This is a genomic window from Bradyrhizobium sp. URHC0002, assembly GCF_054059515.1.
Genome location: NZ_JBSSCF010000001.1, coordinates 2276978 through 2301850, shown reverse-complemented (window position 1 = coordinate 2301850; position 24873 = coordinate 2276978). Strand labels below are relative to the sequence as shown.

Genomic DNA, 24873 nt, shown 5'->3' with positions numbered 1-24873 from the left:
ACTTGGCTAATAAATCCGTTCCGTTGCGGCCGGCGCCGCGCCTCTATCTCGCGACGTCAGAGGTGGACGATCCGTCGCAGCTCGCAAGCCTGCTTCCGGAGCTATTGGCCGCGGCCGACGTCGCCGCGGTGCTGCTGCGGCTGAAGCAGACTGACCAGCGCACCATGATTTCGCGTGTGAAGACACTGGCGCCCGTGATCCAGAATGCCGGCGCGGCGCTCCTGCTCGACGGTCACGTCGAGCTGGTGGCGCGCGCGGGCGCCGACGGCGCGCATCTGAACGGCCTCGCCGCGCTGGAAGATGCCTTGCCATCGCTGAAGCCGGACCGCATTGCCGGCGTCGGCGGCCTTGCCACGCGGCACGATTCGATGGCCGCGGGCGAACGGGGCGCAGACTACGTGCTGTTCGGCGAGCCTGACGCCAACGGCCAGCGGCCCTCGGTGGACGCGATCGCCGAGCGCCTGCAATGGTGGGATGAACTGTTCGAGCCGCCTTGCATAGGCTTTGCCGCCTCGCGCGAGGAGGCTTCCGAATTCGCAAGCTCCGGCGCGGATTTTGTGCTGGTCGGCGATTTCATCTGGGCCGACCCGCGCGGCGCCAAAGCGGCCCTGACCGATGCCGGGCAGGCGATCGCAGAAGCGCACGAAGCCGCGTTCGGAAAAACCAAGACCGGTACTGACAAGACCGGTACTGACAAGACCAGCCCTGATAGAGCCGGGCGCGGATAACGCCGGATCATGAAACTCCTGCGTCCCATATCGCTGCTTGCGAGCCTCTTGATGACGATGGCCGGCGCCACCGCGCAGGTCTCGCTGACGCCGCCTGCCGCGCAACCGCCCGCGAACCCTCCGGCTGCGAAAAAGGAGGCGCCAAAACCGAAGGCTCCGACCGCGGCGAAAAAGCCCGCTGCGACACCGACGCCGACGGCTGCACCCGCGCCTGCGGCGCCGCTCAAGCCCGCGATCACGACCAGGCCCGCGCCGCCGCCGACACCCTCCCCCTCGCCGACGCTCACCTTCGACGATCCGAACGTTGACAACGTCTACGGCGCCTATCAGCGCGGCCTCTACAAGACGGCCTTCGATCTCGCCATCACGCGCGCGCAGTATAACGGCGACGCCAAGGCGATGACGATGCTGGGCGAGCTCTATGCCAACGGGCTCGGCATCAAGCGCAACTATGCGAAGGCCGCCGAGTGGTACCAGCGCGCGGCCGACGCCGGCGATCGCGAAGCCATGTTCGCGCTCGCCATGATGCGGCTGTCCGGCCGCGGTGGCGCCACCAACCGCGACCAGGCGGTCAAGCTCCTGGCCTCCTCGGCCAAGCTCGGCAACCCCAAGGCGGCCTACAATCTGGCGCTGCTCTATCTCGACGGCAGCACGCTGCCGCAGGACCCCCGCCGCGCCGCCGAACTGCTGCGCGTCGCAGCCGACGCCGGCAACCCGGAAGCGCAATACGCGCTGGCGACCTTCTACAAGGAAGGCACCGGCGTGCCGAAGGATCTCGACAAGGCGGTGCGGCTGCTGCAGGCCGCTGCACTGGCCGACAATGTCGACGCCGAGGTCGAATATGCCATCGCGCTGTACAACGGCACCGGCACGCCGAAGAACCAGGCGGCAGCGGTCGCGCTGCTGCGCAAAGCGGCGCGGCAGAATTCGCCAATCGCGCAGAACCGCCTCGCCCGCGTGCTCGTGAGCGGACTGGGCGCGCCGATGGACAAGATCGAGGGCCTGAAGTGGCACCTGGTCGCCAAGACCGCCGGCAAGGGCGACCCTGAGCTCGATGAGCGGCTCCTGGAGCTCAGCCCCGAGGACCGCGCCAAGGCCGAGGCGGCGGCGCGCAAATGGACCGGCACCACCGGCAAATGACGCCTTGACGGCGGCACATCTGCAGGGCACCCAGTCCCCAACCCCTGACGGCATTGGGCCGTTCCCTCACACCATAAGCTCGCATCATGCTGTATTCAGCCCTTATCAACGTCATGGTGAAAGCCGCGCGCCGCGCCGGCCGCAACCTCAAGCGCGACCTCGGCGAGATCGAGCATTTGCAGGTGTCGCTGAAGGGACCGGCGAACTTCGTTACCAAGGCCGACAAGCGCGCCGAGGAAATGCTGTACGAGGACCTCGCCAAGGCGCGGCCGGGCTACGGCTTCATCGGCGAGGAAGGCGGCACCCGCGAAGGCGCCGACAAGAGCCACACCTGGATCGTCGATCCCCTGGACGGGACCACCAACTTCCTGCACGGCATTCCGCAATTTGCGATCTCGATCGGCCTGCAGCGCGAGGGCACGATCATTGCGGGCGTGATCTACAACCCCGCCAATGACGAATTGTACATCGCCGAGCGCGGCAAGGGCGCGTTCCTCAACGACCAAAGGCTGCGCGTCGCCGGCCGCCGCCGGCTCGACGAATGCGTGATCGCTTGCGGCCTGCCGCATATCGGCCGCGGCGACCATGAACTGGCGCTGAAGGAAATGGCCGTGCTGCAGAACAAGGTCGCCGGCTTCCGCCGCTTCGGCGCCGCCTCCCTCGACCTCGCCTTCGTCGCCGCCGGCCGCCTCGACGGCTACTGGGAACGCAATTTGCAGCCCTGGGACATCGCGGCCGGGCAGATCATGGTACGCGAAGCCGGCGGAACGGTGTCAGGCACCGAGGGCAGTGACGATCCGCTGAAGACCGGGCATGTGGTCTGCGGGAATGAGTACGTGCACGGGGAATTGGTGAAGATACTGGGGCCGCTGGGGAAGTAGGGCAACGGTTCCAAGCCACGCGCCGTCACTTCATCCGCGATCGGATGATGCAGCCTTCCGGAGGCGGCGGAAGGACACGGAGGAGCCTCGGCACTCCCGGCCAAAATATTGAAAACAACCCCATGCACAGTAGCCGGCACTCGTCGAGTGCCGAAGTAGACATTTGACACGTCGGGCAAATCAGCGAGACAACACCATCATCCACCGAACGAAGCGGTTGTAACAAGTCGTGCGGGGACCATAGGTCGCCGGCAGGTCGCGCCATGGCGCACCTGAACGCTGAACCCAAACGATGCCATCGAGCACGCGGCGGTGATCTACCCGCGGCTTGTTCGGCAACATCGGCTTAAGGGCGGTCCACTCATGTTCGCTGACTTCGCAGCGCATGATTCGAGGCTCCGGTTTCGAAGCTTGAATGACGTCCAGGGGAGCGCCATCAATCCGCACCGGCCTCAAGACTAGTCTAGCGAAGCCGCCAATGCCCTGAATTTACTTCCGCTTTCGGAGGCATAGCCGACATGGCCGGACTTGCCGCAGGATCGCCCGTGTAGCGATTGACCCTTTGCGGACATATCGAAATCAAAACAGACCGAAATGGCCGAGACGAGAAGCACTGCGGCTCAACTACGGAAGTCCTTTTGTCACCGTAAAGGGATTGAACCCACGTTCCGCGAGGGCAGCCCACGAAGCTGCGCCAAGATGTGGCAATCGGAAATAGAGTCGCGGCTTGGTCGGATCGGTGTCCAGCACGAACCCAGTCGGTAACTCGCGGGCAGTTGTGGCATACCACCCACCATCCGGCGACCTCTGGGATTCGATGACAGCGATCAACGACCTTGCCCTCCCAGTCCTGCCAAGCAATTTCAACAAGAGAGCCATTTGGCCCGTCCCTTCGGTCCACACACCGTCTCGGTCTTCACCGTAGGAAAAGCCCTTGTCGACACTCATTCGCTGTTCGGCGGTAGTAATTGCCGATGCAAATTTCTCGGCCGCTCCGGGGAGCGCCATTAAAGGCCAGACCTGGGCATCCAGAGCCAAAATCGGATTGTGCGTGACACCGTCTTCAGCGGTACCTGCGGCGAAACAGGCGCATGCCGGATCCCACATCGTATTTACGAAGTACTCAGCAACCGTTGCCTTATCGCGCCAGCGCGAATCGCCTGTACGGATCGCAAGAAGGCCAAACGCGGCGGCGAGGTCAGTATTATGTTCAGTCGATTTCCACGTCCGCACTTCCGGCGTCGGTTCGTGCCCAAACGTACCACCCGTGAAACCGCCAGTACCGCGCGTATCGGCCCATTGCGCGACCCAGGCGCCAAGCCGTGCTGCACCATCGCGGAACCGAGAGCCGGTGTTCACATCATCAATCGACAGCAATGCCAACATGGCCCATGCCATGTTACCAACATCGCTGCCCACCTGATATCGATCTTCTAACCACTTGTTCTGAGTATTGTCCCACCAACCCGGAAGTTTGGCGGAGCCACTCGCCACCACACCCGCGGCGTAAGCGTTCCGGAGCCGTCCATCATGCCAGGTCCGGTCGTTATCGATGGCCCAGAGAATCGCCGCGCCGATCCGACGTGCTTTGTCTCGCTCACCGCAACCGACTAATGCGACGGCGGCCACCGCATTGTCATAAAGGTATGCGGCGCCATGGAGAGGCCCCGATTCCACGGTCGGATAGCTGGGCAAGAACAACGGCCCTGGCGGTGCCTTATCGATTAGACCGGCGAGGTACCCGCATGCAGACGCTTCTGGTGCTGCTAAAGCCCGTGGTGGAGTGGCGGCCATAATGATTATGAAAGTCGTTACGATCCATACGAAGGTTTCTATTCGGGCCACTTGCTGTTCTCCGGGGTGGACGATGATCCTATATACCCATCGGCGATGTCTGTTCTTGGCACTTTTCGGACGTGCTGCGGCAGCCTTCCGATGTCCGCTGTTGGAGGTTGAACAGACCTAAATCAGCTGCGCCCGAAGGTCGCCTTGTGACCCGAACCGGACATTAGCGAGTGCTGATGCTATAATGGCAAGCAGGAGCTAAGGAGGGTCTCGCAATGGTTGATCACCACCATTGGCAACTCGACGGTAGTGCGCCGGAGCTTTACGAAAAGTACTTAGTACCAGCGATTACAACAAAATGGGCAGATGATCTGGTGAGTCGATCCCAGCCCACAGCAGGAGAAGAGGTCCTCGACGTCGCTTGCGGCACCGGCGTTGTGGCCCGTTCAGCAAGCAGGTGCATGCTCCATGGACACGTTACCGGCTTGGACCTGAACAAGGGGATGTTGGCGGTTGCTCAGACGCTAGTATGCGAGGGAGCACCAATCGCTTGGATCGAGGGCAGTGCGCTCGATCTACCATTCCCGGCCGAAAAATTTGACCTAGTTCTTTGTCAGCTGGGATTGCAGTTTTTTCCAGATCAGGGCCGCGCTCTCCGCGAAATGCGTAGGGTGCTGTCGCCGTCGGGTCGCGTCGCACTCAGCGTCTATAGTCCGATAGAACGAACTCCGGGTGCGAACGCATTCGTGTTGGCACTCGATAGCGTCCTTGGGCCGAATGCATCCAAGATCAAACGCGGCGAGCATTCCTTCAACGCGCCGGACGAGCTTCGAGAGCCATTAATTGAGGCGGGATTTGTCAAAGTCGAAGTCCAGACCGTGGTGCAGCAGATCGCATTTCCGTCGGTGCTCGACTACGTGAGGTTCCAACTTCTCGCAACACCTATGGCAGCCCTATTGAGTAACCGAGACGAGGCTGATCGTCAGGCGGCCATCAAGGCGATTGCCTTGGAGACCGCTAGCTTTTCTGATCGGGCAATGCTGGAAGGCGGCGGGTTTTCGTTCCGCCAAGAAGCATACGTAGGAACTGGGCATGCTACCGGTTGATCACTTCCGCTGTTGGCACTTTTCGGACCTGCCGACGTGGCCTGATGATGTCCGTTCATCGAGGTAAAGCGGGCCTGGCAACTACGCGCGTCGAAGTCAGAAATTGACGCATTACGGTCATTTGCGTGTAAATCATTGGCAGTCCGGATTGGGCTGCGGCGATGGACCTCAACGCAGCCTCGAGCCTTCCGGCCAGCCTTGCGCAAACCCTTGACCGGTGATCTTCGGGTCGAAACCACGGTGCTCTCTTGCGGAGATACATGTCGAATGCCGCCGGTGCGCAGGAGACCGCTTCCTCCGATGCTCGCTTCGCTTCTGCTGTGCGCCCCTCGATGTCTGCGAACATGAACGGCAATTGCGTGTTTCCGCTTTTCGCGGCACGTTTCGGGTGGCACCATCCTCGTGAAAGGACGGGAGGGTCGCTATGCGCTGGTGTGTCTCGGTCGGGGCGGTGCTTGTTGCAGGAGCTATAGTCGGCGTTGCTGGCATTGCCGCGCCGAGCCCGAAATCTCGATTCGCTGACACCAAAGAGAATGTACCATCCGTCAATGTCGAGCTCGTTATCGCCGTCGACGTCTCCTATTCGATGGACATGGACGAACTTGCAGTTCAGCGCGAGGGCTATGCACAGGCCTTCGTCTCGAAAGATTTCCTTCAGGCTCTAAGGGCTGGGCCGAGCAGCAAGGTGGCCGTGACCTATTTCGAGTGGTCAATGTCAGGCGACGAGAGGATCATCCTTCCCTGGCGAGTGATCGACGGCCCGGAATCGGCGGATGTCGTGGCCACTGAGATCATGAAAACGCCGGTTCGCCGAGGTTCGAGTACGTCGATTTCTGGCGCGATTAATTTCGCACTGCAGCTGTTCGAAGAGAACCCATATCGCGGGTTGCGGCGCGTTATCGATATTTCCGGTGATGGACCGAACAACGACGGAGCTCCCGTAACCGGCGCGCGCGACGCTGCCCTGCAGAAGGGCGTCACCATCAACGGTCTGCCGATCATGGTGAAGGAGCCATCCTATGCGACGACCGATATCGAGAATCTCGATCTCTATTACGAGGACTGCGTGATCGGCGGGCCGGGCGCCTTCATGGTGACGATCAAAGATCGAGAAAAATTCCAGGAAGCTATCCGGACCAAGCTTGTTCTCGAAGTGGCGGGCCTCACGCCCGAGCGCCGGATCGTCCCAGCCGCCGAGAAAAGTGCCCCGGGTTCCCTGTTTGATCGGCGAGAAAAAGTGGCAGGACCGCTGGAGGCGGTGAGAGTCGAGACAATCGTTCAGAGTTGCCGGACGAACAAACATGTAAGCCGCGGTTACCAATAGCGCGGCTCCAACAACAGCGCCCCCGTCGTCAATACTGGTATGAGTTCAGCGGAATCGGCCGAGGCTAAGAGAAAAAATCAGACGAAAGAGAAAGCAGGCGGCGTCGTCAATACTGGTACGCCAATTACGCAGCGAGCGGGGCCACTTCCGGTTATGGCACTTTTCGGACGTGCTGCGGCAGTCTTTCGATGTCCGATGTTGGGGGGTGAACAGACCTAAATCACCGCGCCCGAAGGTCGCCCTTTGACCCAAAACAGACCTCTTGGCTGCCGTCCCATCTGGTCGGGAACCGCTGACTGTGATCAGATGATCGCGCGGAAATGGCAACGGAGGTTGAGATGCGATCTTCGGCAGAAATTCCTATCGTGGCGCTCGCGTTTGGTCTTGGAATATCATTGTCGGTCGCCACGGCTCAGGCAGAGCCCAAGGCAGACGTAGCAGCAGCAACCTCGGCTTGGGCCGAGGCGGTTGCCGATCCGGAGAAAGTGTCCTCGTTATATTCGGACGATGCAGTGCTCTGGGGCACGTCAGCACCGAAAATACGTTCGGGCCGGACAGCGGTGCGCGAGTATTTCGCCGGTGTCGCCAAGGCCGTGCCCGGCATCAAAACGGAATTCGGCGATCAGTTAATCCGCGTCTACGGCAATGCGGCGGTCAACAGCGGCTATTATACATTCTCTTGGATCAAGGACGGCGAGACGAAGAACCTGCCTGCACGCTACAGCTTCACCTACGTCAAGGATGGCGAGCGATGGCTTATCGTCGATCATCATTCCTCAGCGTTGCCGCCACCGCCGAAATAGGCGTGAAGACCATCACTGGGCCTTCGTTCGCGGGTTGATACCTGCGCATGTCGGTTTCTGGCACGAAACGGACCTTGCGTTCGCGTGGGGCCACGTCTGTTCGGAGGGGGAAAGCGGACGTCGTTCAGGACCGAGCCGAGGTCCGAAAATGACCCGATTCGGACATCACCGGCTACAACGCGGCGGCCCATCCGCGGCTTTTGCGTAGTTCTACAAGCCTTCGCGCCCGAAGAATGCGCCAACTAGACTTCAAAAAGTCAGGCTACGCACCAACCTAAAATCACCATGCGCTAAAGCATCATCGTGAGTGGGCTGCCGCTTGGGTTTGATCCTAATCGAGTTCAGAAGCATCGCGGCGACGATCATCATCAGGATTCCACCGAGACTGAGCGCGATCTGCATCGGAAGCCCATCTGAGATGTCGAGCAGCGCCACGTGGCTAGCGAGCGCCAGCAGAACGCCGAGGCAGTAGATTGGCAGCGAGTTCTCGCCACAGCGCATCGCGCCGCGCATCACAGGCGTCATTAGCCCGCGCCAAGTGTGAGGCACAAACCTTACGGCCAAAATCGCAAGAGCAAGAAAATGCAGCACGCGCAATGGACCGAGATTTGACTTGTCCACCGGGAAAAGCAGATTCGTCAAAGTCTGCGGGACCGGCGGTTCGAGCGACTTGATGCTCGAACTCAATGCGATAATGAGGCTGAGAGCCAGATAGAGAACGGCAAGTACCAGCGCCGTGCGCGAGGTCACCCACGGCCGCAGTCTCTTCCCCTCGATGACCCACCACGCGCCCAACACGATCAGAAGCTGCCAGGCGAGGGGATTGAAGAACCAGACATTGTTGGGCCAAGTAGGGACGGTCCAGCCGAAGACGTGCACGAGCGCATAAAGCAGCAGCGAGGCGCCAAGCGTCACGTTCGGCACGCGCAGCAGCAGCCACAACAGCGGCGCGAACAAAACGTGATAAACCACGAAGATCGGCAAGATGTCCGTGTTGACGGGACGATATTGAAGGACCGCAGCGTGCGCGAGCGCCGCGCCCGGATGTTCCAACAGAACACGCGTATTGCTCTCGTCGGCAAGATGGTCGCGGCCTGCGAGGTAAACCATGATGGCGCAAGCGAGCGTGAGCAGCAGAAATGCGGCATAAATGTCCCACCCTCGCCGCAGCGAACGCCTGATCACGCCGCTCCAGCCCTCGCACCGACGTGCCCTATCGTAGGCCAGCGCGCAGGTCACACCCGAGATGAACATGAATACTTCGGCCGCATCGCTGAAGCCGTAGTTCCGCAGTGTCAACCAGCTTCCGATGTTGTTGGGGATATGATCAAGAAAGATCCACCATAGCGCGATACCACGGCAGGCATCGATGCGCGGGTCACGGCCAAACCCCTCCGGCGGTAGCTCGCCGATCAGTGGCTTCGAGGTGTGGATTCGACCATGCATATGATTGCCCCGTCCGGCGTGCGAGCACGCGCTCGACCGGAAGCAGGCCGATGAGTCACGCGTGGGGAACGCCTTTGCGTTTCAAGTTGCGCGCGATCCTCCAGAGGTGTGTAGGTACCGAGCGGGCTCGCTGACCGAGCCGATGCTGCTACCGGATGGTTGGGGCTTCTTCGTCGCGATGTCGTCACCCAAGCTGGCATCCCGATCATCAGGGCGGGCAGGATCGCTGGCATCCCAATTTGCTCCCGGGATTTCGTCGTTGGCAACCGAGAGCAGAAGCTGTTTCCGCATTTCGGCGAGGCGGGCACGGCAATATTCGCGGTAAAGCAGGTCGAGTATAGCGGACATGATCGAACCCTCGCTTGATCACCACTTCCCACGCGGTCGTTTTCAGCCATTCGCCCGCGGCAGAAATTGAACAGTGCGCGGGAATTTGCTGCTGGCGATTGCGATCTCATACCAAACGTACGGAACGATGTCGGTATCAGAGGATCAGACATCCAAGTGCTGCAAGTCGATCGCCCCGCAGATCGTTGATTTCGATCAACCGCGATCAACAAGTAAAGCTGGACCCTACAGTTGCACCGCTGGACCAGCGAGTCTTCAAAACGAATGTGATCGTAACAACTAGAAATCGCTTCATCATCACGATCTCGTCTTAAGAGAGATTTTTGGCACCACCACTTTCGCAATGACGTTTGCTTAATTTTTTCGCCGCCACGTGAGCTCATTCACATGCGGCCTTGATCACAATGAGTGAGACTAACAGGCGGACGCTGTCGTTTCTTGGCGTTCTGCGCACCACGCAACGGAAGCTCGGTGCGCGAATTGCAAATTACAGATACTGACAACAACTTGTCAGAGTACTTTGGCCGAACGTTTATCAAGGCGGGGAGAATCCGCATGCCAGCGTGTGCAGCCGATTTTACATCGCTTCGATTCTCGACGCGCGGGCTTCCGGAGCGGATGCGCATCCCGATATGGCGCGAGGAGTTCGGGCGATGCATAGTCCACGTCGATATGGAGCCTTCATCGGACGTTCCGTTTCAGGTCGAAGCAACGCTGCAAGCACTTCAGGGTTTGCGCACACTCGCATGGCAGGGTTCAGCCATGCGTTTCAAGCGTTCAAGAGCGAACATTGTTGATGGTGATGACTCGATAGGCATCATCGTCTGCTCTCCCAGGAGGAGTAAGCTATCGCAGCGCGGCCAGGAGATCGAACTTCGCGCCGGCGATGCAATCGCGCTTCTGCATTCTGAACCAGCGATTGTCACCTATGCAGAAGGATTGCAGTTTGGTCTGTCCGTGCCGCGCGACGCGCTGGCGGGGCGCGTGACGAATGTCGACAGCCTCACCATGCGGCCGATTTCTCGCCGAACCGAAGCGCTCCGACTTCTCATGACTTATCTGAAGTCGGCATTGAAGGAGGGCGTTCTGGCTGCCCCGAAGTTGCGTGATGTGGTCGTGACTCACATCCACGATCTCGCGGCGCTCGCAATCAGCGAGTGCGCTCCTTTGGGCGAGAGCTGCGCGAGCGCTGTTGTGGCTGCGCGCCACAGCGCCGCCCTCGACCACATCGTCAGGCATTTTCAGGACCCGGAGCTGAGCCTTGATGCAGTCGCCCGTTGTCAGGGCATTTCTCCGCGTTACCTGCAGCACCTGATGACGTCATCGGGAATGTCGTTCACTGATCGCGTGAATGAGTTGCGGCTGCAACGGGCGTTCGCGTTACTGATCGAGCTTCACGACAGCGCACAGCGAATCTCCGACATCGCGCTAGAGGTCGGCTTTTCGGATATTTCGCATTTCAACCGACTATTCCGGGGCCGCTTCGGCGTTTCGCCGCGTGGCGTGCGGAGTGCTGGAAGGGTGCTAGCTGAGTCACGTGACCTCGATCCGTGAATGGGGATACAAATACGCCTCGCGCCAGTTCTGACGCGCGACGCTGAGTAACCGTCGCAGTACCGAGCCCAGATTACGCCATCGCACTGGCTTGCTCATTCGTCCTTGCGGCCTCAGCAAGCGACCTGAGCGATAAGCGCGGATATCACGCGGGCATCGGGTTCATGTCCGGTTATGGCACATTGCGTCGTTTCGCTGCTATGCAGCAGCACGTCGGCTATCGGGGCATTGCGGACTCTGGCGCGGCGTCAGCCCGGCCAATTCATGAGTTCACGGACTGGATGCATCGGCCACCGCCCGGGCTAAAGCCCCTCGACGGCTCAAGACCGCAAGTCCCGGCGAAGCCTGACGTCGGGGTCACGGAGCATGATAGCTCTATGGTTTCACCGGAGCCGGCGGGCCGACCACCTCTGCTCCCGCGGCCGCCTCCACCTTCTCCCGGTCCCCCGCCAGCACGCGCTGCACGGAGACAAAGAACACCGGCACCATCAACAGCGCGAGGATCACCACGGCGATCATGCCGCCCATGACGCTGGTGCCCAGCGCCTGCTGGCTGGCGCCGCCGGCGCCGGTCGCGATCGCCATCGGCAGCACGCCGCAGACGAAGGCCAGGCCCGTCATCAGGATCGGGCGGAAGCGCAGGCTACAGGCTTCGATCGTGGCCTCGACCAACGGCTTGCCCTGGGCGCGCAGATCCTTGGCGAATTCGATGATGAGGATGGCGTCTTTTGCCGCCAGGCCAATGATGGTGATCAGGCCGACGGTGAAATAGACGTCGTTCGGCAGGCCGCGCATCGTGGCCGCGATCACAGCGCCGCAGATGCCGAGCGGCACTGTCAGCAGCACCGCGAGCGGAATGGTCCAGCTTTCATAGAGAGCGGCGAGCAGCAGGAACACCACCAGCACCGAGAGGCCGAGCAGGAACGGCGCCTGCGAGCCGGATAGTTTTTCCTGCAGCGATTGCCCGGTCCATTCGTAGCCGAAGCCGCGCGGCAGCTTGCCCGCAAGCCGCTCCATCTCGGCGATGGCATCGCCGGAGGTGAAGCCGGGTTTTGCTTCGCCGGAGATGCGCACGGCGGGATAATAGTTGAAGCCCGCGATCTGGGTCGGGCCCTTCGACCACTGCACGGTGGCGAAGGCCGAGAACGGCACCAATTGCCCGCGGCTGTTCTTGACGTTGTAATTGAGGATGTCATCCGCGTTCATGCGGCTGGTACGATCCGCCTGCACGATCACGCGCTGCATCCGGCCGCGGTTCGGGAAGTCGTTGATGTAGTTCGAACCGAGATTGGTCGAAATGGTCTGGTTGATGTCCTCGAAGGTGACGCCGAACGCGCCGGCCTTTTCGCGGTCGATCATCAGATTGACCTGCGGCGCCGGCGGCAGGCCCTCGACATAGACCTTCTGCAGCACACGGCTGGCATTGGCCTCCGCAATCAGACGGTCGGCGGCGGCGACCAGCGCCGGATAGCCCTTCTGGCCACGGTCCTGCAGGCGGAACGAGAAGCCCGAGGAATTGCCGAGGTTGTCGATCGGCGGCGGCTGCAGCGCCGAAATTTTGGCGTCGCGTATCGACGACAGGTCGCGGTTGATGTCGGCGACGATCGCGGCGGCGGAATCCGCACGCCCCCGCTCCGACCAATCCTTCAGCGTGATGAAGGCCTGCGCGGTGTTCACGCCCTGGCCGAGGAAGCTGAAGCCGGTCAGGAACGTCACATCCTCGACGCCGGCGCGCTCGCGCAGATATTTTTCGACCTGCTCAACCGCGGCCTCGGTGCGGGCATAGGAGGAGTCCGACGGCGCCTGCACGTCGGTCGTGATAAAACCCTGGTCGTCGACCGGCAGGAAGCCGCCGGGCAGCCGCACGAAGGCCCAGCCGAGGCCAATCAACAGCGCGGCATAGATCAGCATCAGCCGTCCGGTGCGCTTCAACGAGCCCTTTACGGTGCGCGTATAGCCGCCGCGGCCCGACTCGAGCACGCGGTTGAACCAGCCGAACACGCCCTTGCGCGCATGGCCGTGGCCGGCTTCGACCGGCTTCAGCAGCGTCGCGCACAAAGCCGGCGTCAGCGACAGCGCCAGCAGCGCGGAGAAGGCGATGGCGGACACCATGGTGACCGAGAACTGGCGGTAGATGATGCCGACCGATCCCGGGAAGAACGCCATCGGCACGAACACCGCCATCAGCACCAGCGTGATGCCGATGATGGCGCTGGTGATCTGCGTCATCGCCTTGCGGGTCGCTTCCTTCGGCGGCAGGCCCTCCTCCGCCATGATGCGCTCGACGTTCTCGACCACGACAATGGCGTCGTCGACGAGAATGCCGACCGCCAGCACCATGCCGAACATGGTCAGCATGTTGATGGAATAGCCGGCCGCCATCAGCACCGCGCAGGTGCCGAGCAGCGCCACCGGCACCACGATGGTCGGGATGATGGTGTAGCGGATGTTCTGCAGGAACAGGAACATCACGATGAAGACCAGCACCACCGCCTCGACCAGCGTCATCAGCACCTTGTTGATCGAGGCCTTGACGACGGGGGTGATGTTGTAGGGGATTTCGTAGCCGATATTGGCCGGAAAGAATTTTGACAATTCCTTCATCTTGGCTTCGACGGCGCTGGCGGTCGCCAGCGCATTGCCGGTCGGCGACAGCAGCACCGAAAGGCCCGCGGTCGGCTTGCCATTGAGCCGCGTGTTGAACTGGTAGCTCAGGCCGCCGATCTCGATGCGCGCGACATCGCGCAGCCGCACGGTTGAGCCGTCCGGATTGGCGCGCAGCGTGATCGCGCCGAACTCTTCGGGCGAGGCGAGCTGGCCCTTGACCAGCACCAGCGCGGAAATCTTCTGTTCCGGCGTGCTCGGCTCGGCGCCGATGCTGCCGGAGGCGACCTGCGCGTTCTGCGCAGTGATCGCCTTGTTGACGTCGTCGGCGGTGAGGCCGTAGCCGACGAGCTTTGCGGGATCGATCCAGATCCGCAGCGAACGTTCGGTCGAATAAAGCGTGGCGCGGCCGACGCCGGGAATGCGCCTGATCTCGCCGAGTACGTTGCGGATCATGAAATCGCCGAGGCCGATTTCGTCAAGCGAGCCGTCCGTCGAGTTCAGCGTGATGATCTGCAGCACGGCAGAGGAGGCTTCCTCGACCAGGATGCCCTGCTGGATCACCGCGCGCGGCAACCGTGCCTCGACGCGCTTGAGGCGGTTCTGCACTTCGACCGAGGCCGCGCCCGTCTCGGTGCCGGGCACGAAGTTGGCGATGATCTCGACCTGCCCCAGCGAGTCCGAGGTGGATTCGAAGTTGAGAATGCCGGAGGCGCCGTTGAGCTCTTCCTCGATCAGCCGCGTGACGCTGTTGTAGAGGTTTTCCGGCGACGCGCCGGGATAGCTGGTCGAGATCGAGATCGAGGGCGGCGCGATGATCGGATATTGCGCGACCGCCAACAACGGGATCGAGATCGCGCCGATCAAACAGATGAAAAGCGCAACGACCCAGGCGAAGATCGGCCTGTCAATGAAGAAGGAGGGCATATCTCGATCTCAGCGGGCGGCTTGCGTCGCCGGTGCGCCCGGTATGGTCCCAACCGAGGCATCCGCATCCATCCACGCCTTCGCCTTGACCTTGTCGCCGGGCACGAATTTCTGGAACCCGTCGACGATGACGCGGTCGCCGTCCTTGAGGCCCTCGCTGACCAGCCACAGGCCGTCCTGCACCGCACCGGTGCGGATCGGCTGCGTCGCCACGCGGCCGTCTTCCTTGACCACGAAGACCTCGCTGCCGCCGCCGGCGTCGCGCTGGATCGCCTGCTGCGGAACGGCGATGGCATCGGAATCGATGCCCTGTTCGATCAGGACGCGGACATACATGCCGGGCAGCAGCTCGCGATTCGGGTTGGCGAACTGACCGCGTAGCGTGACCTGCCCGGTATAGGCATCGACCTTGGCCTCGGAGAACAGCAGTTTGCCCGGGACCGGGTAAACTGTTCCGTCGTCGAGCACGAGGCGGACCTTGGCCGCGTCGGGTGAAATCCGGTCGAGATCGCCATTGTCAAAGGCACGGCGCAGCTTGTGCATCTCCGAGACCGATTGGGTGAAGTCGGCGTAGATCGGATCGAGCTGCTGGATCGTGGCAAGGCTGGTGGTCTCGTTCTGCACCACCAGCGCGCCTTCGCTCACCAGCGCGGCGCCGACGACGCCACTGATCGGCGCACGGATCGTTGCATAGTCGAGATTGAGTCGCGCGCGTGCGACGTCGGCCTTGCGGCTGCCGACCTCGGCCTGGGCCTGGCGCTGGGCGCCGATGGCCTTTTCGTTCTCCGCCTCGGGCGCGGCGCGCTGACTGGTCAGCGTCGCGATGCGCCGCGCATGCTGTGCGGCGAGATCGAGCGCAGCGGCAGCCTTGTCCAGCGCGGCTTCGCTCGCCTGCAGTTCCACCTCGAACGGCTTGGGATCGATCCGGTACAGCGGATCACCGGCGTTCACCTCGGTGCCCTGCTGGAACAAACGTTCGACGATGATGCCGGAGACGCGCGTGCGTACTTCCGAAACCCGGGTGGGCGCGATGCGGCCGGGCAGTTCGCGCACGAGGGCGCGGGACTGAGGCCGTACGGTGAAGGTGCCCACTTCGGGCTCGGCCGGTTTTGCCGCTACGGTCGCGGCGACCGGCTCGTTGCAGCCGGCCAATAGCGGCGCCATCGCAGCGAACATCAAAACGATGCATGCCGATTGCGTTCGAAGTCCGGACATTGAAAGCATTGCCCCAGTTCAGGTTTGAGAGCGCGAGTTGAGTATTCGCGACGTTGCCGCAAGAGGACGTCGTAAGAAGACGCCCTAAGAGATCTTTGGAACTCACGGTTGATGGAGATAGGATAGGGACAGCCTGCTGCGACGCAATACGGTCACGCGGCGGCCCAATGTCACACAACGCTATCGCGCTGAATTAGCGCCGATTTTTGGGGGTCACTCGATTGTGAGTCGGGGTTCCATCGCAGCATTTGCGTTTGGATCGAAGACAAACCGCCCCGAAACTGCCGTTTGGCCGGATGCGATCGCAGCAGATGCTGGAGCGCGAGGCAATCCGGCACGAATCAAGTGAGGCCGGCTAACCCGCCGCTTTCAGCCGATAATGGCTGACGCCCCACTCGCTGCCGCCAGCGTAACCGAACAGGCCTGCGGTGGCGAGCAGGAACCAGCGCCAGCGCCGCATCCACAACGCGGTCTCGCCGCCATGGACCTTGCGAAGCACGCGCTCGATCCCGTCGCGATGCGCGTCGAAATTTTCAAGCCAATTCTGCGCGGTGCGCTGATAGTGCGCGCCGCTCCAGCGCCATTCCTTTTCGACTTCGAACAGATCGGCATATTGCCGGATCAAATGATGGCTCGGCATCACGCCGCCGGTCGAGAAACGTTGCGCGATCCAATCCTCGCCATCGGCGCGACCGAACAGATAGGCGCCGGAGCGATGGGTGAAGATGTGCAGGAAGAAACGGCCATCGGGCTTCAGCCATGCGCGCACGCGCGTCATCAATTCGCGCCAGTTCATCATGTGCTCGAACATCTCGACGGAGAGGATGCGGTCGTACCGCGCTTCCGGCGCGAACAGGTTCACGTCTGACGTGATGACGTGCAGATTGGCCAGGCCACGCTTTGCGGCTTCGCCCTCGACATATTCGCGTTGCGCGTTCGAGTTGGAGACCGCTGTTATCTGCGAATGCGGGAACTGCCGCGCGATCCACAGCGACAGCGAACCCCACCCGCAGCCGAGTTCGAGAATCGACTGCCCATCGGCCAGATCGGCATGCTCGACGCTCTGGCGCAGCGCTTCCTCCTCGGCCTCCTGCAGGGTCGAGGCGGCCTCCTTGTAGAAACAGCAGGAATATTTGCGGTTCGGACCGAGCACGCGGGCAAAGAACTCGGCCGGCACCTCGTCGCCCCGGGTATCGGGCTCGTCGCTATATTCGGCGATGGCGCGCGCCGCCATTTCGTCGGCGAGCCAGGCATCGCTTTCCGCATTCCCGGTGGCGAGCCGCGCGGCGGTGCGGGAACAGAGCTGGCGGATGGCGGCCCGGATGATGACGTCGGGCAACGGTACCCGTTCGGCGGTGCCCATGATCCTGGAAACGAAGCTCATGTGGCCACTCCCTTCGGCAGAGAACGGGCTGCGGCGGCTGGCCTATCCTGCAACAAGTGCTTCCTTCGAATAGCCGCTGGACGGGGCGGCCGGCCCTGCGGAGGCGGCCGCCGGCCCCTCGAGACATAAGGCCGTCATCAAAAATCCCGGTTGGACATCATACCGTTCCAAAATACGCTGATGTCAAAGCCGGGTTTCGGGCAGAGGTTCCACCATCGTTTGCCCGAAATCGCGGCTTGCCCGCTTTTTTCTCCAGCCCGCTGTGCCATATTGGTTCCCCAACGCCGCTTTTTCGTAACGGATGACACCCGCAAATGCCCTCAGGCCCTTCCTCCCGCTCCGAAATGGAGATCGAACTGAGCAAACTGTCTTGGCCCCGGATTTTCCTGGTGCGGATGCTGGTGTTCCTGGTGCTGTGCGCGCTGATCACGGTCGTGCTCTACAAGCAGATCATCGCGGCGTTCTTTGCCAATCCCGGCCTTAACGCCCTGATCGGCGCGGTGCTTCTGATCGGCATCATCCTGTCGTTCCGGCAGGTGATCCGGCTCTACCCGGAAGTATCCTGGGTGAACAATTTCCGCATCGCCGATCCCGGTCTGGCGCTCGAGCGGCGCCCGAAGCTGCTGGCGCCGATGGCGGCTATACTCGGCGGCGAGCGCTCGGGGCGGATGACGATCTCGCAGCAGACCATGCGGCATTTGCTGGATTCGATTGCGACGCGGCTGGATGAAGCGCGCGATATTTCCCGCTACATGACCGGCTTGCTGGTCTTTCTCGGCCTGCTCGGCACCTTCTGGGGCCTGATCGAAACCGTTGGCTCTGTCGGCAAGGTGATCGAAGGCTTGAAGGTCGGCGGCGATTCCGGCGCCCTGTTCGATACCCTGAAGGACGGGCTGGCCGCGCCGCTCGGCGGCATGGGCATCTCGTTCTCGTCCTCGCTGTTCGGCCTCGCCGGCTCGCTGATCCTGGGCTTCCTCGACCTGCAGTCGAGCCAGGCGCAGAACCGCTTCTACACCGATCTGGAGGACTGGCTCGCCTCCACTGTCCGCGAATATGGCGAAGGCGTGTCCGGCATCGCCGGCGAATTGCAACATGCGATGGAGCGGATGCGCACGGTGGTTGAAGAGAGCGGCGGCGGCCGCAGCACCACGGCAGCGATGGCCAACCTCGCCGAGGCCATCCAGGGCCTGGTCGCGCATATGCGCACCGAGCAGCAGATGATCCGCGAATGGGCCGACGGCCAGGGCGAGCAAAACCGCGAGATCAAGAAGCTGCTGGAACGGATCGCCAAGCAGCCCGAGAAGAGCTAGCGACAAGAGTTGTGGTATGCTCGATCACGTCACCATCGGTGTCAGCGATATCGAGCGATCGAGAAACTTCTATGATCTGGCGCTGCGTCCCTTGGGGATCACGCGCCTGTATGCGGAAGGCGAAACGGCCTCGGGCTACGGAATCTCTCCCAAGGCCTTCTTCTGGATCAGTTGGCGAAGTTTTCCGCAGACGGGCGCCCATATCGCCTTCACGGCGCAGGACCGTGCCGTGGTGGACCGGTTTCATGCGGAAGCCATCGCGGCTGGCGGCAAAGACAATGGAGTGCCCGGAATACGCCCGAATTACCATCCCAGTTACTACGGAGCTTTCGTCCTCGATCCCGACGGCCACAATATCGAGGCAGTTTGCCACGCGCGGCAGGGATAGACTGCCGCCAATGCGTCAACCCAAGAGATAGAGAATTTCGAATGGCCCTCGCCCGTGCCCGCCGCAGCGAAACCGGTTTCAACTACTGGCCGGGGTTTGTCGACGCACTGTCGACGCTGGTGCTGTCGATCGTGTTCCTGCTGTCGGTGTTTTTGGTGGTGCAGTTCTTCCTGTCACAGGAAGTCACCGGCAAGGACAAGGCTCTGGAGCAGCTCAACGCCAAGATCGCGCAGCTCAACGACCTGCTGTCGCTGGAAAAGCTCGGCAAGCTCACGCTCGACGACCAGATCGGGCAATTGCGCGCCGGCCTCGCCGCAGCCGAAGGCGAGCGCGACCGCATCAAGGGGCTTTACGACGGGCTGGCCGGCGCCGGCGGCGACGCCCAGGGTCGCGCCAATGAGCTCAACAAGGCGCTCGAATCCGAAAAGACCGTGACCTCGCGCGCGCTCGCCCAGATCGAGGTCCTGAACCAACAGATCAGCGCGCTACGCCGCCAGCTCGCGGCGCTCGAGGAAGCGCTGGAAGTCTCCGAAAAGCGCGACAAGGAATCGCAAGGGCGGATTGCCGATCTCGGCCAGCGCCTGAATGTCGCACTGGCGCAGCGCGTGCAGGAATTATCGCGCTACCGTTCGGAATTCTTCGGCCGCCTGCGCGCCATTCTGGGTAATCGCCCTGACATCCGCATCGTCGGCGACCGCTTTGTGTTCCAGTCGGAAGTTTTCTTCGATAGCGGCCAGGCGCTGTTGCTGCCCGAGGGCCGCGCCGAACTCGACAAGCTCGCCACCGCGCTGATGGATCTGGACAAGCAGATTCCGAGCGAGATCGCCTGGGTGCTGCGGGTCGACGGCCACACCGACATGCGGCCGATCAACTCGCCGCTGTTCAAATCGAACTGGGAATTGTCGTCGGCGCGCGCCATCTCCGTGGTGCAATATCTGATTTTCCTCGGCGTCCCCGCGCAGCGGCTGGTCGCCGCCGGCTTTGCCGAATTCCAGCCGCTCGACACCGCTCCCACCGAGGAAGCCTACAAGCGCAACCGTCGCATCGAACTGAAGCTGACGGAACGGTAGGGCATGATCCCGAAAAGTGGGCACCGGTTTTCGGATCAGATCATGCCCAACAAAAACGTCGCCACGCGATGACCGCGGATTTCACGCTTCGTCCCTATCGCGCCGAGGACGAAGACGCTGCGATCGAGCTGTGGCGGCTAACGTGGCAGCAGGCCTATCCTTCGATCGATTTCACCGCGCGCGTGGCGTGGTGGCGCGAGCGCTGGCGGGGCGAACTGGTGCCGAATGCATCGATCATCGTCGCCGAACAGGCGCAAGCCCTGACCGGTTTCGTAATCATCGATGGCAGCGGCTATCTCGACCAGCTCGTGGTCAGCCCGGATCACTGGGGCTCGAAACTTGCCACCGCATTGGTCGATGAAACGAAACGCCTGTCGCCCGACGGCGTTACCCTGGAGGTCAACAAGGATAACGCCCGCGCCATCCGCTTCTACGAGCGCAACGGCTTTGGGCATGCCGGGGAGGACGTCAACCCGACATCGGGGCGGCCGGTGTTGCGAATGACATGGAGGCCGTGATCGTCATCACAGGCCGGACGAGTGGGGTGCGGTAGGCCGACTGCGCAACTCAACAACGGAGACGAAACGATGACGCGGGCCGAATTTGCCAAGGGCTCGGCGACGTTTTTGGTGGTGATCGTCGCCGGATTGCTGTCTGAGACCTATCTGGATCGGCACCTCGCTGCCACCGAGACGGACAAAAAGGCGACGTCGCCCGATGGCACCGATGCATCGGCGCCAACCACATCGTCGGCGGCATGCGTCGGGAAAGACGGCTCCTGGAAAAACTGGCCGTGGTCGAACGTGCCGATACTATCGCCAAAATGCCGCGAGGATCGCTAACCGCTATCGGCAGCGATGACGCTGCGATAGCGGAAGCGGCTTTGGAAGACCTGGATGCAGGAGGATTTGGGACGCAGGAAGCTTGGGACGCTGCCAAAGCGTCACACACCCCGAAACAGCACGCCAACCATCAATACGACATAGGCGATGGTCAGGACGTCGAAGACTCGCGACGAGCCGATGATCGGGACGGAAACGTGAGCATAATGAACGAGAAAGGCGAGAGCCGCCAGCACCAGCGAAATCACGAATATCACGAGCGACGGCGGCGTAAGCGCAAAACCTCCGCGGCGGTAAGGCATACCTCTCTCCTGTCCGATCTGACTTAAGGTTAGAACGAGGTTGCAACAGCCACGCGACGTTCTGGTTCCCGTCTTTTTTATACTCCCTCAAATTGCAACCGCGCCAGCCGCGCGTACAACCCGTTCGCTGCAACCAGCTCGGTATGCGTACCCTGTTCGACGATCCTGCCCTGATCCATCACCATAATCCGGTCGCAGGACAGCACGGTAGCGAGGCGATGCGCGATCACCAGCGTGGTGCGGTGGCGCATCAATTCCTCCAGCGCGGTCTGCACCAGCGTCTCGCTTTCGGCATCGAGCGCGGAAGTGGCTTCGTCGAGCAGCAGCAGCGGCGCGTCGCGCAGGATCGCGCGCGCGATCGCGATGCGCTGGCGCTGGCCGCCGGACAGCGTCACGCCGCGCTCGCCGAGTTGCGCCTCGAAGCCGCCGGGCAGGCGGCGCAGGAATTCGGTGGCGTGCGCCAGATCGGCGGCGCGCTCGACCTCGGCGTCGCTGGCGTCGGGCCGGCCGAAGCGGATGTTTTCGCGCGCGCTGGCCGCGAACACCACCGTGTCCTGCGGCACCAGCGCGATGCGCGCGCGAACGTCAACCGGGTCGGCCGATCTGACCGGCACACCGTCGAGCGAAATCGTGCCGCGCGCGGGATCGTAGAAGCGTAGCAGGAGGTGAAACAACGTGCTCTTGCCCGCACCCGACGGTCCGACGATTGCGACCTTTTCGCCGGCCTTGACCGCGAACGAAACGTTGTCGATTGCGAGCACCTCCGGCCGCGTCGGATAGGCGAAGCTGACACTGTCGAAACCGACATCGCCGCGCGCAGGCTGCGGCAGCGCCACCGGCTTCGGCGGCGCCGTGATCTGCGATTTCACGCGCAAAATCTCGAACAACCGCTCGGCGGCGCCAGAGGCTGCCGAGACTTCGCCCCAGACCTCGCTGAGCTGCCCGAGACCGGTCGCCGCGAACGCCGCATACAGCACGAACTGGCCGAGCCGGCCCGGCGTGATCTGCCCGGTCAGCACGTCGTGCGAGCCGACCCAGAGGATCGCCACGACGCTGGAGAACACGATGAAGATGATGATCAGCGTCAGCACCGCCCGCGCCCGCGTCGAGCTGCGCGCCGCCTCATAGGCCTGTTCGACGTCACCGCCGAAGCGGCTGGTCGCCAGCCGCTCGCTGGTATAGGCCTGCACGGTCCTGATCGCGCCGATCAGCTCGGAGGCGTAGGCGCTGGCGTCCGCCAGCGTATCCTGCGCGTTGCGCGACAGCCGCCGCACCCAGCGCCCGAACGCGACAAGCGGAATCACGATCAGCGGGATCGCCAGCAGCACGAAGCCCGACAGTTTAGGGCTCGTGATCACCATCATGGCGGCGGCGCCGATGAACAGCATCATGTTGCGCAGCGCGATCGACACCGAGGCGCCGACCGCGGATTTGATCTGGGTGGTGTCGGCCGTCAGCCGCGACACCAGTTCGCCTGAGCGCGCGGAATCGAAGAAGGCCGGCGACAGCGAGACCAGATGCGCGAACACGTCGCGCCTGATATCGGCGACGATGCGCTCGCCGATCGTCATCACGAGGTAGTAGCGCGACGCGCTGGCCGCGGCCAGCACCGCGACAATGGCGATCATGACGCTGAAATAGCTGTTGATCAGGGCGATGCCTTCGGGGCTGAAGCCGAAATCGATCATGCGCCTGACCGCGATCGGCACGACCAGCGTGGTGATCGCCGCAACCGTCAGCGAGATGAAGGCGAGCGCCGCGCGCCCGCGATAGCGCGCGACGTAAGGCGCCAGCGCCAGCAGCGGGCGGAGCTTGGCGCCCGTCTTGGCCGGCGACTGCGTCAGCTGGGCTTCGATGAAGGCCTCTTCCTCAAGCAGGGCATCGCGCCGCGGGGGCACGGTTTTGACGTCTTCAAGCTGTTCCGCTGCGCTCATGAAATCCGACCGGTTTTGCCGCCCCCAGATAGGCCCCACGGGGGCCGTCTGGCAAATCCGGCAGATTCCCAATCAGGGCTTATACGTAGCTTGTTTTGGCGGGCGGGTTACGTTATAGAGCCGCCAAATCCCGTATCCCCTGACTTTTGCGACGGGCGCCGGCGCGCCGAAGGATATGCCATGAAAGCCGAAATTCATCCGAATTATCATACGATTACGGTCGTGATGACCGACGGGACCGAGTACCAGACCCGCTCCACCTGGGGCAAGGAAGGCGACAAGCTGAACCTCGATATCGACCCCAAGTCGCACCCGGCCTGGACCGGCGGCTCGCAGCAGCTGCTCGACCGCGGCGGCCGCGTGTCGCGCTTCCAGAAGAAGTTTTCGGGCTTCCTCAAGAAGGACTGAGGATTTTCAGACCCCTGCCTTTCCGGCCCAGAAATGCAAAACGCCCCGGTTTCCGGGGCGTTTTTTGTTTCTCACCGTCACCGCGAGCCACCCGGTGGCTCGCAATGACGGAGACTGAAATTACTGCTCGAAAGCCGCCTTCAGGCGGTTGAGCTGCGGCACCAGCGGGTTGCCGATCGGGGCCCGCTCCGCTGGTGAGGCGTGGATCGTGGTGTCGAGCCGGCGAACCCGCGCCTGCAGGCTCATCGAGCGCGCGATCAGGTCCTGCAATTGCTGCGGCAGCTTGGCGATCATGTCCTCGGCACCGGGATCGGCGGCCGACAGCTTGACCTTGGTTTTTTCCCGATTGGCCTGGGTCAGCGTCATCTCGCCTTCCTTGACTGCACGATGCAGCAACAGCCAGGACGCGAGCTGCATCAGGCGGGTGGTGAGGCGCATGCTTTCGGTTGCGTAAGTGAGGCTGACAGAGCGTTCGAGCGCCTTCGCCTCGGTGCGGCCGTCGCCGTCGAGATAGGCGGCGGTTTCCTCAACCAGATCCATGCCTTCCCGAAACAGGGTTCCGAACGCCGCGGAATTGGTGAGCCGCTCGCTGAACTGAACGAGCGCGGATTCGCTATACGAACGGTCCGCCATGGTTAACGCCCTCACGCCACTACTTGCCCCACCGGCTGTGAACCACCGGCTTATGATGAACAAATCATTGCGCTTGTCCGGGCGAGAGTCCAGCGGCAACCGGATTTATGGTTTCCAGCGTATGGGGGCACAAAATAGCCGTCCTGCGCACAAAAAAGAGCCGCCGTTTCCGGCGGCTTTTGAAGTTGATAACAGGGAGGCGTCAAACAGAGTGGACAGGAGCCACTCGGTGTCCAAACGAGGACGAGGCCAGTCATAAAGGAGAAAGCTTAATCCTTCGTAAACGAGCGATTTTCTTCAGAGATTATTTGCCATGTCGGCCAGTGGCCGAGTTTTGGAATTGACTCCGACGTCCCTGCGAACGCAGGCACCCATAACCACCGGCAATTGTGATTTGCAGGAAGTCGGCCAGCGGCCTGCCACAAGATGGGCCGCGGCGTATGGGTCCCTGCGCCCGGTGCGCAATTGCGCACGAGGCAGGGACGACGTGATGAGCGTGAGAGTGTGAATTCTACGTCTTGAAGAAACTGTTCGCGGCATCCTTCGACGCGCGCTTCTTCGTGACGGCCTGCTGCAGCCGTTCGATTTCCGAAGTCATCAGCGCGATGCGTTCGGTCAATTCCTCGACCGACAGCAGCGACAGGTCCTGGCCGATTTCGTGGGTGATCTTCTTCCGCGGCTTGTCGTCATCCTCGATCGCCATGCGCTTCTCCAACCCTTAAATCGCGCGGTGTTGACAGT

At 62.2% G+C, this 24873-nt stretch carries 22 protein-coding genes and 2 pseudogenes; 13 read left to right on the top strand and 11 right to left on the bottom strand.

What is annotated here, in order from left to right:
• Window positions 1–2 precede the first annotated feature (2 nt).
• The 3 genes from ACVWVY_RS10915 to ACVWVY_RS10905 all read left to right on the top strand — a co-directional run bounded on the left by ACVWVY_RS10915 (window position 3) and on the right by ACVWVY_RS10905 (window position 2749).
• The gene (locus ACVWVY_RS10915) at window positions 3–728 is read left to right on the top strand and encodes a thiamine phosphate synthase (RefSeq protein ID WP_456626377.1); all 726 of its coding nucleotides are present in this window, start codon (window positions 3–5) and stop codon (window positions 726–728) included.
• A 9-nt stretch (window positions 729–737) separates the two neighbouring features.
• Window positions 738–1868: a tetratricopeptide repeat protein gene (locus ACVWVY_RS10910; RefSeq protein ID WP_456626376.1), complete on the top strand. Its 1131-nt coding sequence runs from the start codon at window positions 738–740 to the stop codon at window positions 1866–1868.
• 86 nt (window positions 1869–1954) lie between these two features.
• Complete coding sequence (locus ACVWVY_RS10905) at window positions 1955–2749, top strand: inositol monophosphatase family protein (protein WP_456626375.1); 795 nt, start codon at window positions 1955–1957, stop codon at window positions 2747–2749.
• 201 nt (window positions 2750–2950) lie between these two features.
• On the opposite strand, the pseudogene ACVWVY_RS10900 reads toward ACVWVY_RS10905, so the two are convergent.
• Window positions 2951–3136, bottom strand: a pseudogene (locus tag ACVWVY_RS10900) (transposase); the annotation flags it as partial.
• A gap of 237 nt (window positions 3137–3373) precedes the next feature.
• Entirely contained in the window at window positions 3374–4444 is a 1071-nt protein-coding gene (locus ACVWVY_RS10895) for a hypothetical protein (protein ID WP_456626374.1), read from the bottom strand.
• A 365-nt stretch (window positions 4445–4809) separates the two neighbouring features.
• Between ACVWVY_RS10895 and ACVWVY_RS10890 the strand changes: the two genes are divergently transcribed.
• From ACVWVY_RS10890 to ACVWVY_RS10880, 3 genes and pseudogenes are all read left to right on the top strand, one after another.
• Entirely contained in the window at window positions 4810–5640 is an 831-nt protein-coding gene (locus tag ACVWVY_RS10890; RefSeq protein WP_456626373.1) for a class I SAM-dependent methyltransferase, read from the top strand.
• A 424-nt stretch (window positions 5641–6064) separates the two neighbouring features.
• Window positions 6065–6902 (top strand): annotated as a pseudogene (locus tag ACVWVY_RS10885) (DUF1194 domain-containing protein).
• 382 nt (window positions 6903–7284) lie between these two features.
• Window positions 7285–7767 carry an SgcJ/EcaC family oxidoreductase gene (locus tag ACVWVY_RS10880; RefSeq protein ID WP_456626372.1) on the top strand — a complete coding sequence of 161 codons (483 nt, stop codon included), beginning with the start codon at window positions 7285–7287 and terminating at the stop codon, window positions 7765–7767.
• 249 nt (window positions 7768–8016) lie between these two features.
• Here the strand turns inward: ACVWVY_RS10880 and ACVWVY_RS10875 are convergent, their stop codons facing one another.
• Window positions 8017–9213: an OpgC domain-containing protein gene (locus tag ACVWVY_RS10875; RefSeq protein ID WP_456626371.1), complete on the bottom strand. Its 1197-nt coding sequence runs from the start codon at window positions 9211–9213 to the stop codon at window positions 8017–8019.
• An 81-nt stretch (window positions 9214–9294) separates the two neighbouring features.
• Window positions 9295–9561, bottom strand: coding sequence for a hypothetical protein (locus tag ACVWVY_RS10870; protein ID WP_456626370.1), 267 nt, complete (start codon window positions 9559–9561; stop codon window positions 9295–9297).
• Between the two features lie 471 nt (window positions 9562–10032).
• Between ACVWVY_RS10870 and ACVWVY_RS10865 the strand changes: the two genes are divergently transcribed.
• The gene (locus tag ACVWVY_RS10865; RefSeq protein WP_456626369.1) at window positions 10033–11115 is read left to right on the top strand and encodes an AraC family transcriptional regulator; all 1083 of its coding nucleotides are present in this window, start codon (window positions 10033–10035) and stop codon (window positions 11113–11115) included.
• A 375-nt stretch (window positions 11116–11490) separates the two neighbouring features.
• Here ACVWVY_RS10865 and ACVWVY_RS10860 read toward each other — a convergent pair whose 3' ends face one another.
• The 3 genes from ACVWVY_RS10860 to ACVWVY_RS10850 form a co-directional block, all read right to left on the bottom strand.
• Entirely contained in the window at window positions 11491–14646 is a 3156-nt protein-coding gene (locus ACVWVY_RS10860) for a multidrug efflux RND transporter permease subunit (RefSeq protein WP_456626368.1), read from the bottom strand.
• A gap of 9 nt (window positions 14647–14655) precedes the next feature.
• The gene (locus tag ACVWVY_RS10855) at window positions 14656–15861 is read right to left on the bottom strand and encodes an efflux RND transporter periplasmic adaptor subunit (protein ID WP_456626367.1); all 1206 of its coding nucleotides are present in this window, start codon (window positions 15859–15861) and stop codon (window positions 14656–14658) included.
• 355 nt (window positions 15862–16216) lie between these two features.
• Entirely contained in the window at window positions 16217–17245 is a 1029-nt protein-coding gene (locus ACVWVY_RS10850; RefSeq protein ID WP_456626366.1) for an SAM-dependent methyltransferase, read from the bottom strand.
• 314 nt (window positions 17246–17559) lie between these two features.
• On the opposite strand from ACVWVY_RS10850, the gene ACVWVY_RS10845 reads away from it, so the two are divergent.
• The 5 genes from ACVWVY_RS10845 (at window position 17560) to ACVWVY_RS10825 (ending at window position 20855) form a co-directional block, all read left to right on the top strand.
• Window positions 17560–18555 carry a flagellar motor protein MotA gene (locus ACVWVY_RS10845; protein WP_456626365.1) on the top strand — a complete coding sequence of 332 codons (996 nt, stop codon included), beginning with the start codon at window positions 17560–17562 and terminating at the stop codon, window positions 18553–18555.
• Between the two features lie 16 nt (window positions 18556–18571).
• A complete protein-coding gene (locus ACVWVY_RS10840) occupies window positions 18572–18943 on the top strand; it encodes a VOC family protein (protein WP_456626364.1) in 372 nt (123 codons plus the stop codon).
• 41 nt (window positions 18944–18984) lie between these two features.
• On the top strand, window positions 18985–20013 hold the full coding sequence (locus tag ACVWVY_RS10835) for a peptidoglycan -binding protein (protein WP_456626363.1): 1029 nt from the start codon (window positions 18985–18987) through the stop codon (window positions 20011–20013).
• Window positions 20014–20081: 68 nt separating this feature from the next.
• The gene (locus ACVWVY_RS10830; protein WP_456626362.1) at window positions 20082–20531 is read left to right on the top strand and encodes a GNAT family N-acetyltransferase; all 450 of its coding nucleotides are present in this window, start codon (window positions 20082–20084) and stop codon (window positions 20529–20531) included.
• 69 nt (window positions 20532–20600) lie between these two features.
• On the top strand, window positions 20601–20855 hold the full coding sequence (locus tag ACVWVY_RS10825; protein ID WP_456626361.1) for a hypothetical protein: 255 nt from the start codon (window positions 20601–20603) through the stop codon (window positions 20853–20855).
• A 101-nt stretch (window positions 20856–20956) separates the two neighbouring features.
• On the opposite strand, the gene ACVWVY_RS10820 is transcribed toward ACVWVY_RS10825, so the two are convergent.
• On the bottom strand, window positions 20957–21157 hold the full coding sequence (locus tag ACVWVY_RS10820; RefSeq protein ID WP_456626360.1) for a hypothetical protein: 201 nt from the start codon (window positions 21155–21157) through the stop codon (window positions 20957–20959).
• 77 nt (window positions 21158–21234) lie between these two features.
• Window positions 21235–23091 carry an ABC transporter ATP-binding protein/permease gene (locus tag ACVWVY_RS10815; RefSeq protein WP_456626359.1) on the bottom strand — a complete coding sequence of 619 codons (1857 nt, stop codon included), beginning with the start codon at window positions 23089–23091 and terminating at the stop codon, window positions 21235–21237.
• A gap of 180 nt (window positions 23092–23271) precedes the next feature.
• On the opposite strand from ACVWVY_RS10815, the gene rpmE reads away from it, so the two are divergent.
• Entirely contained in the window at window positions 23272–23499 is a 228-nt protein-coding gene (gene rpmE, locus ACVWVY_RS10810; protein WP_108514241.1) for a 50S ribosomal protein L31, read from the top strand.
• Between the two features lie 120 nt (window positions 23500–23619).
• Here the strand turns inward: rpmE and rcdA are convergent, their stop codons facing one another.
• On the bottom strand, window positions 23620–24132 hold the full coding sequence (rcdA, locus tag ACVWVY_RS10805; RefSeq protein ID WP_456626358.1) for a protease adaptor protein RcdA: 513 nt from the start codon (window positions 24130–24132) through the stop codon (window positions 23620–23622).
• A 511-nt stretch (window positions 24133–24643) separates the two neighbouring features.
• Window positions 24644–24835, bottom strand: coding sequence for a DUF1192 domain-containing protein (locus ACVWVY_RS10800; protein ID WP_456626357.1), 192 nt, complete (start codon window positions 24833–24835; stop codon window positions 24644–24646).
• Window positions 24836–24873: the final 38 nt, after the last annotated feature.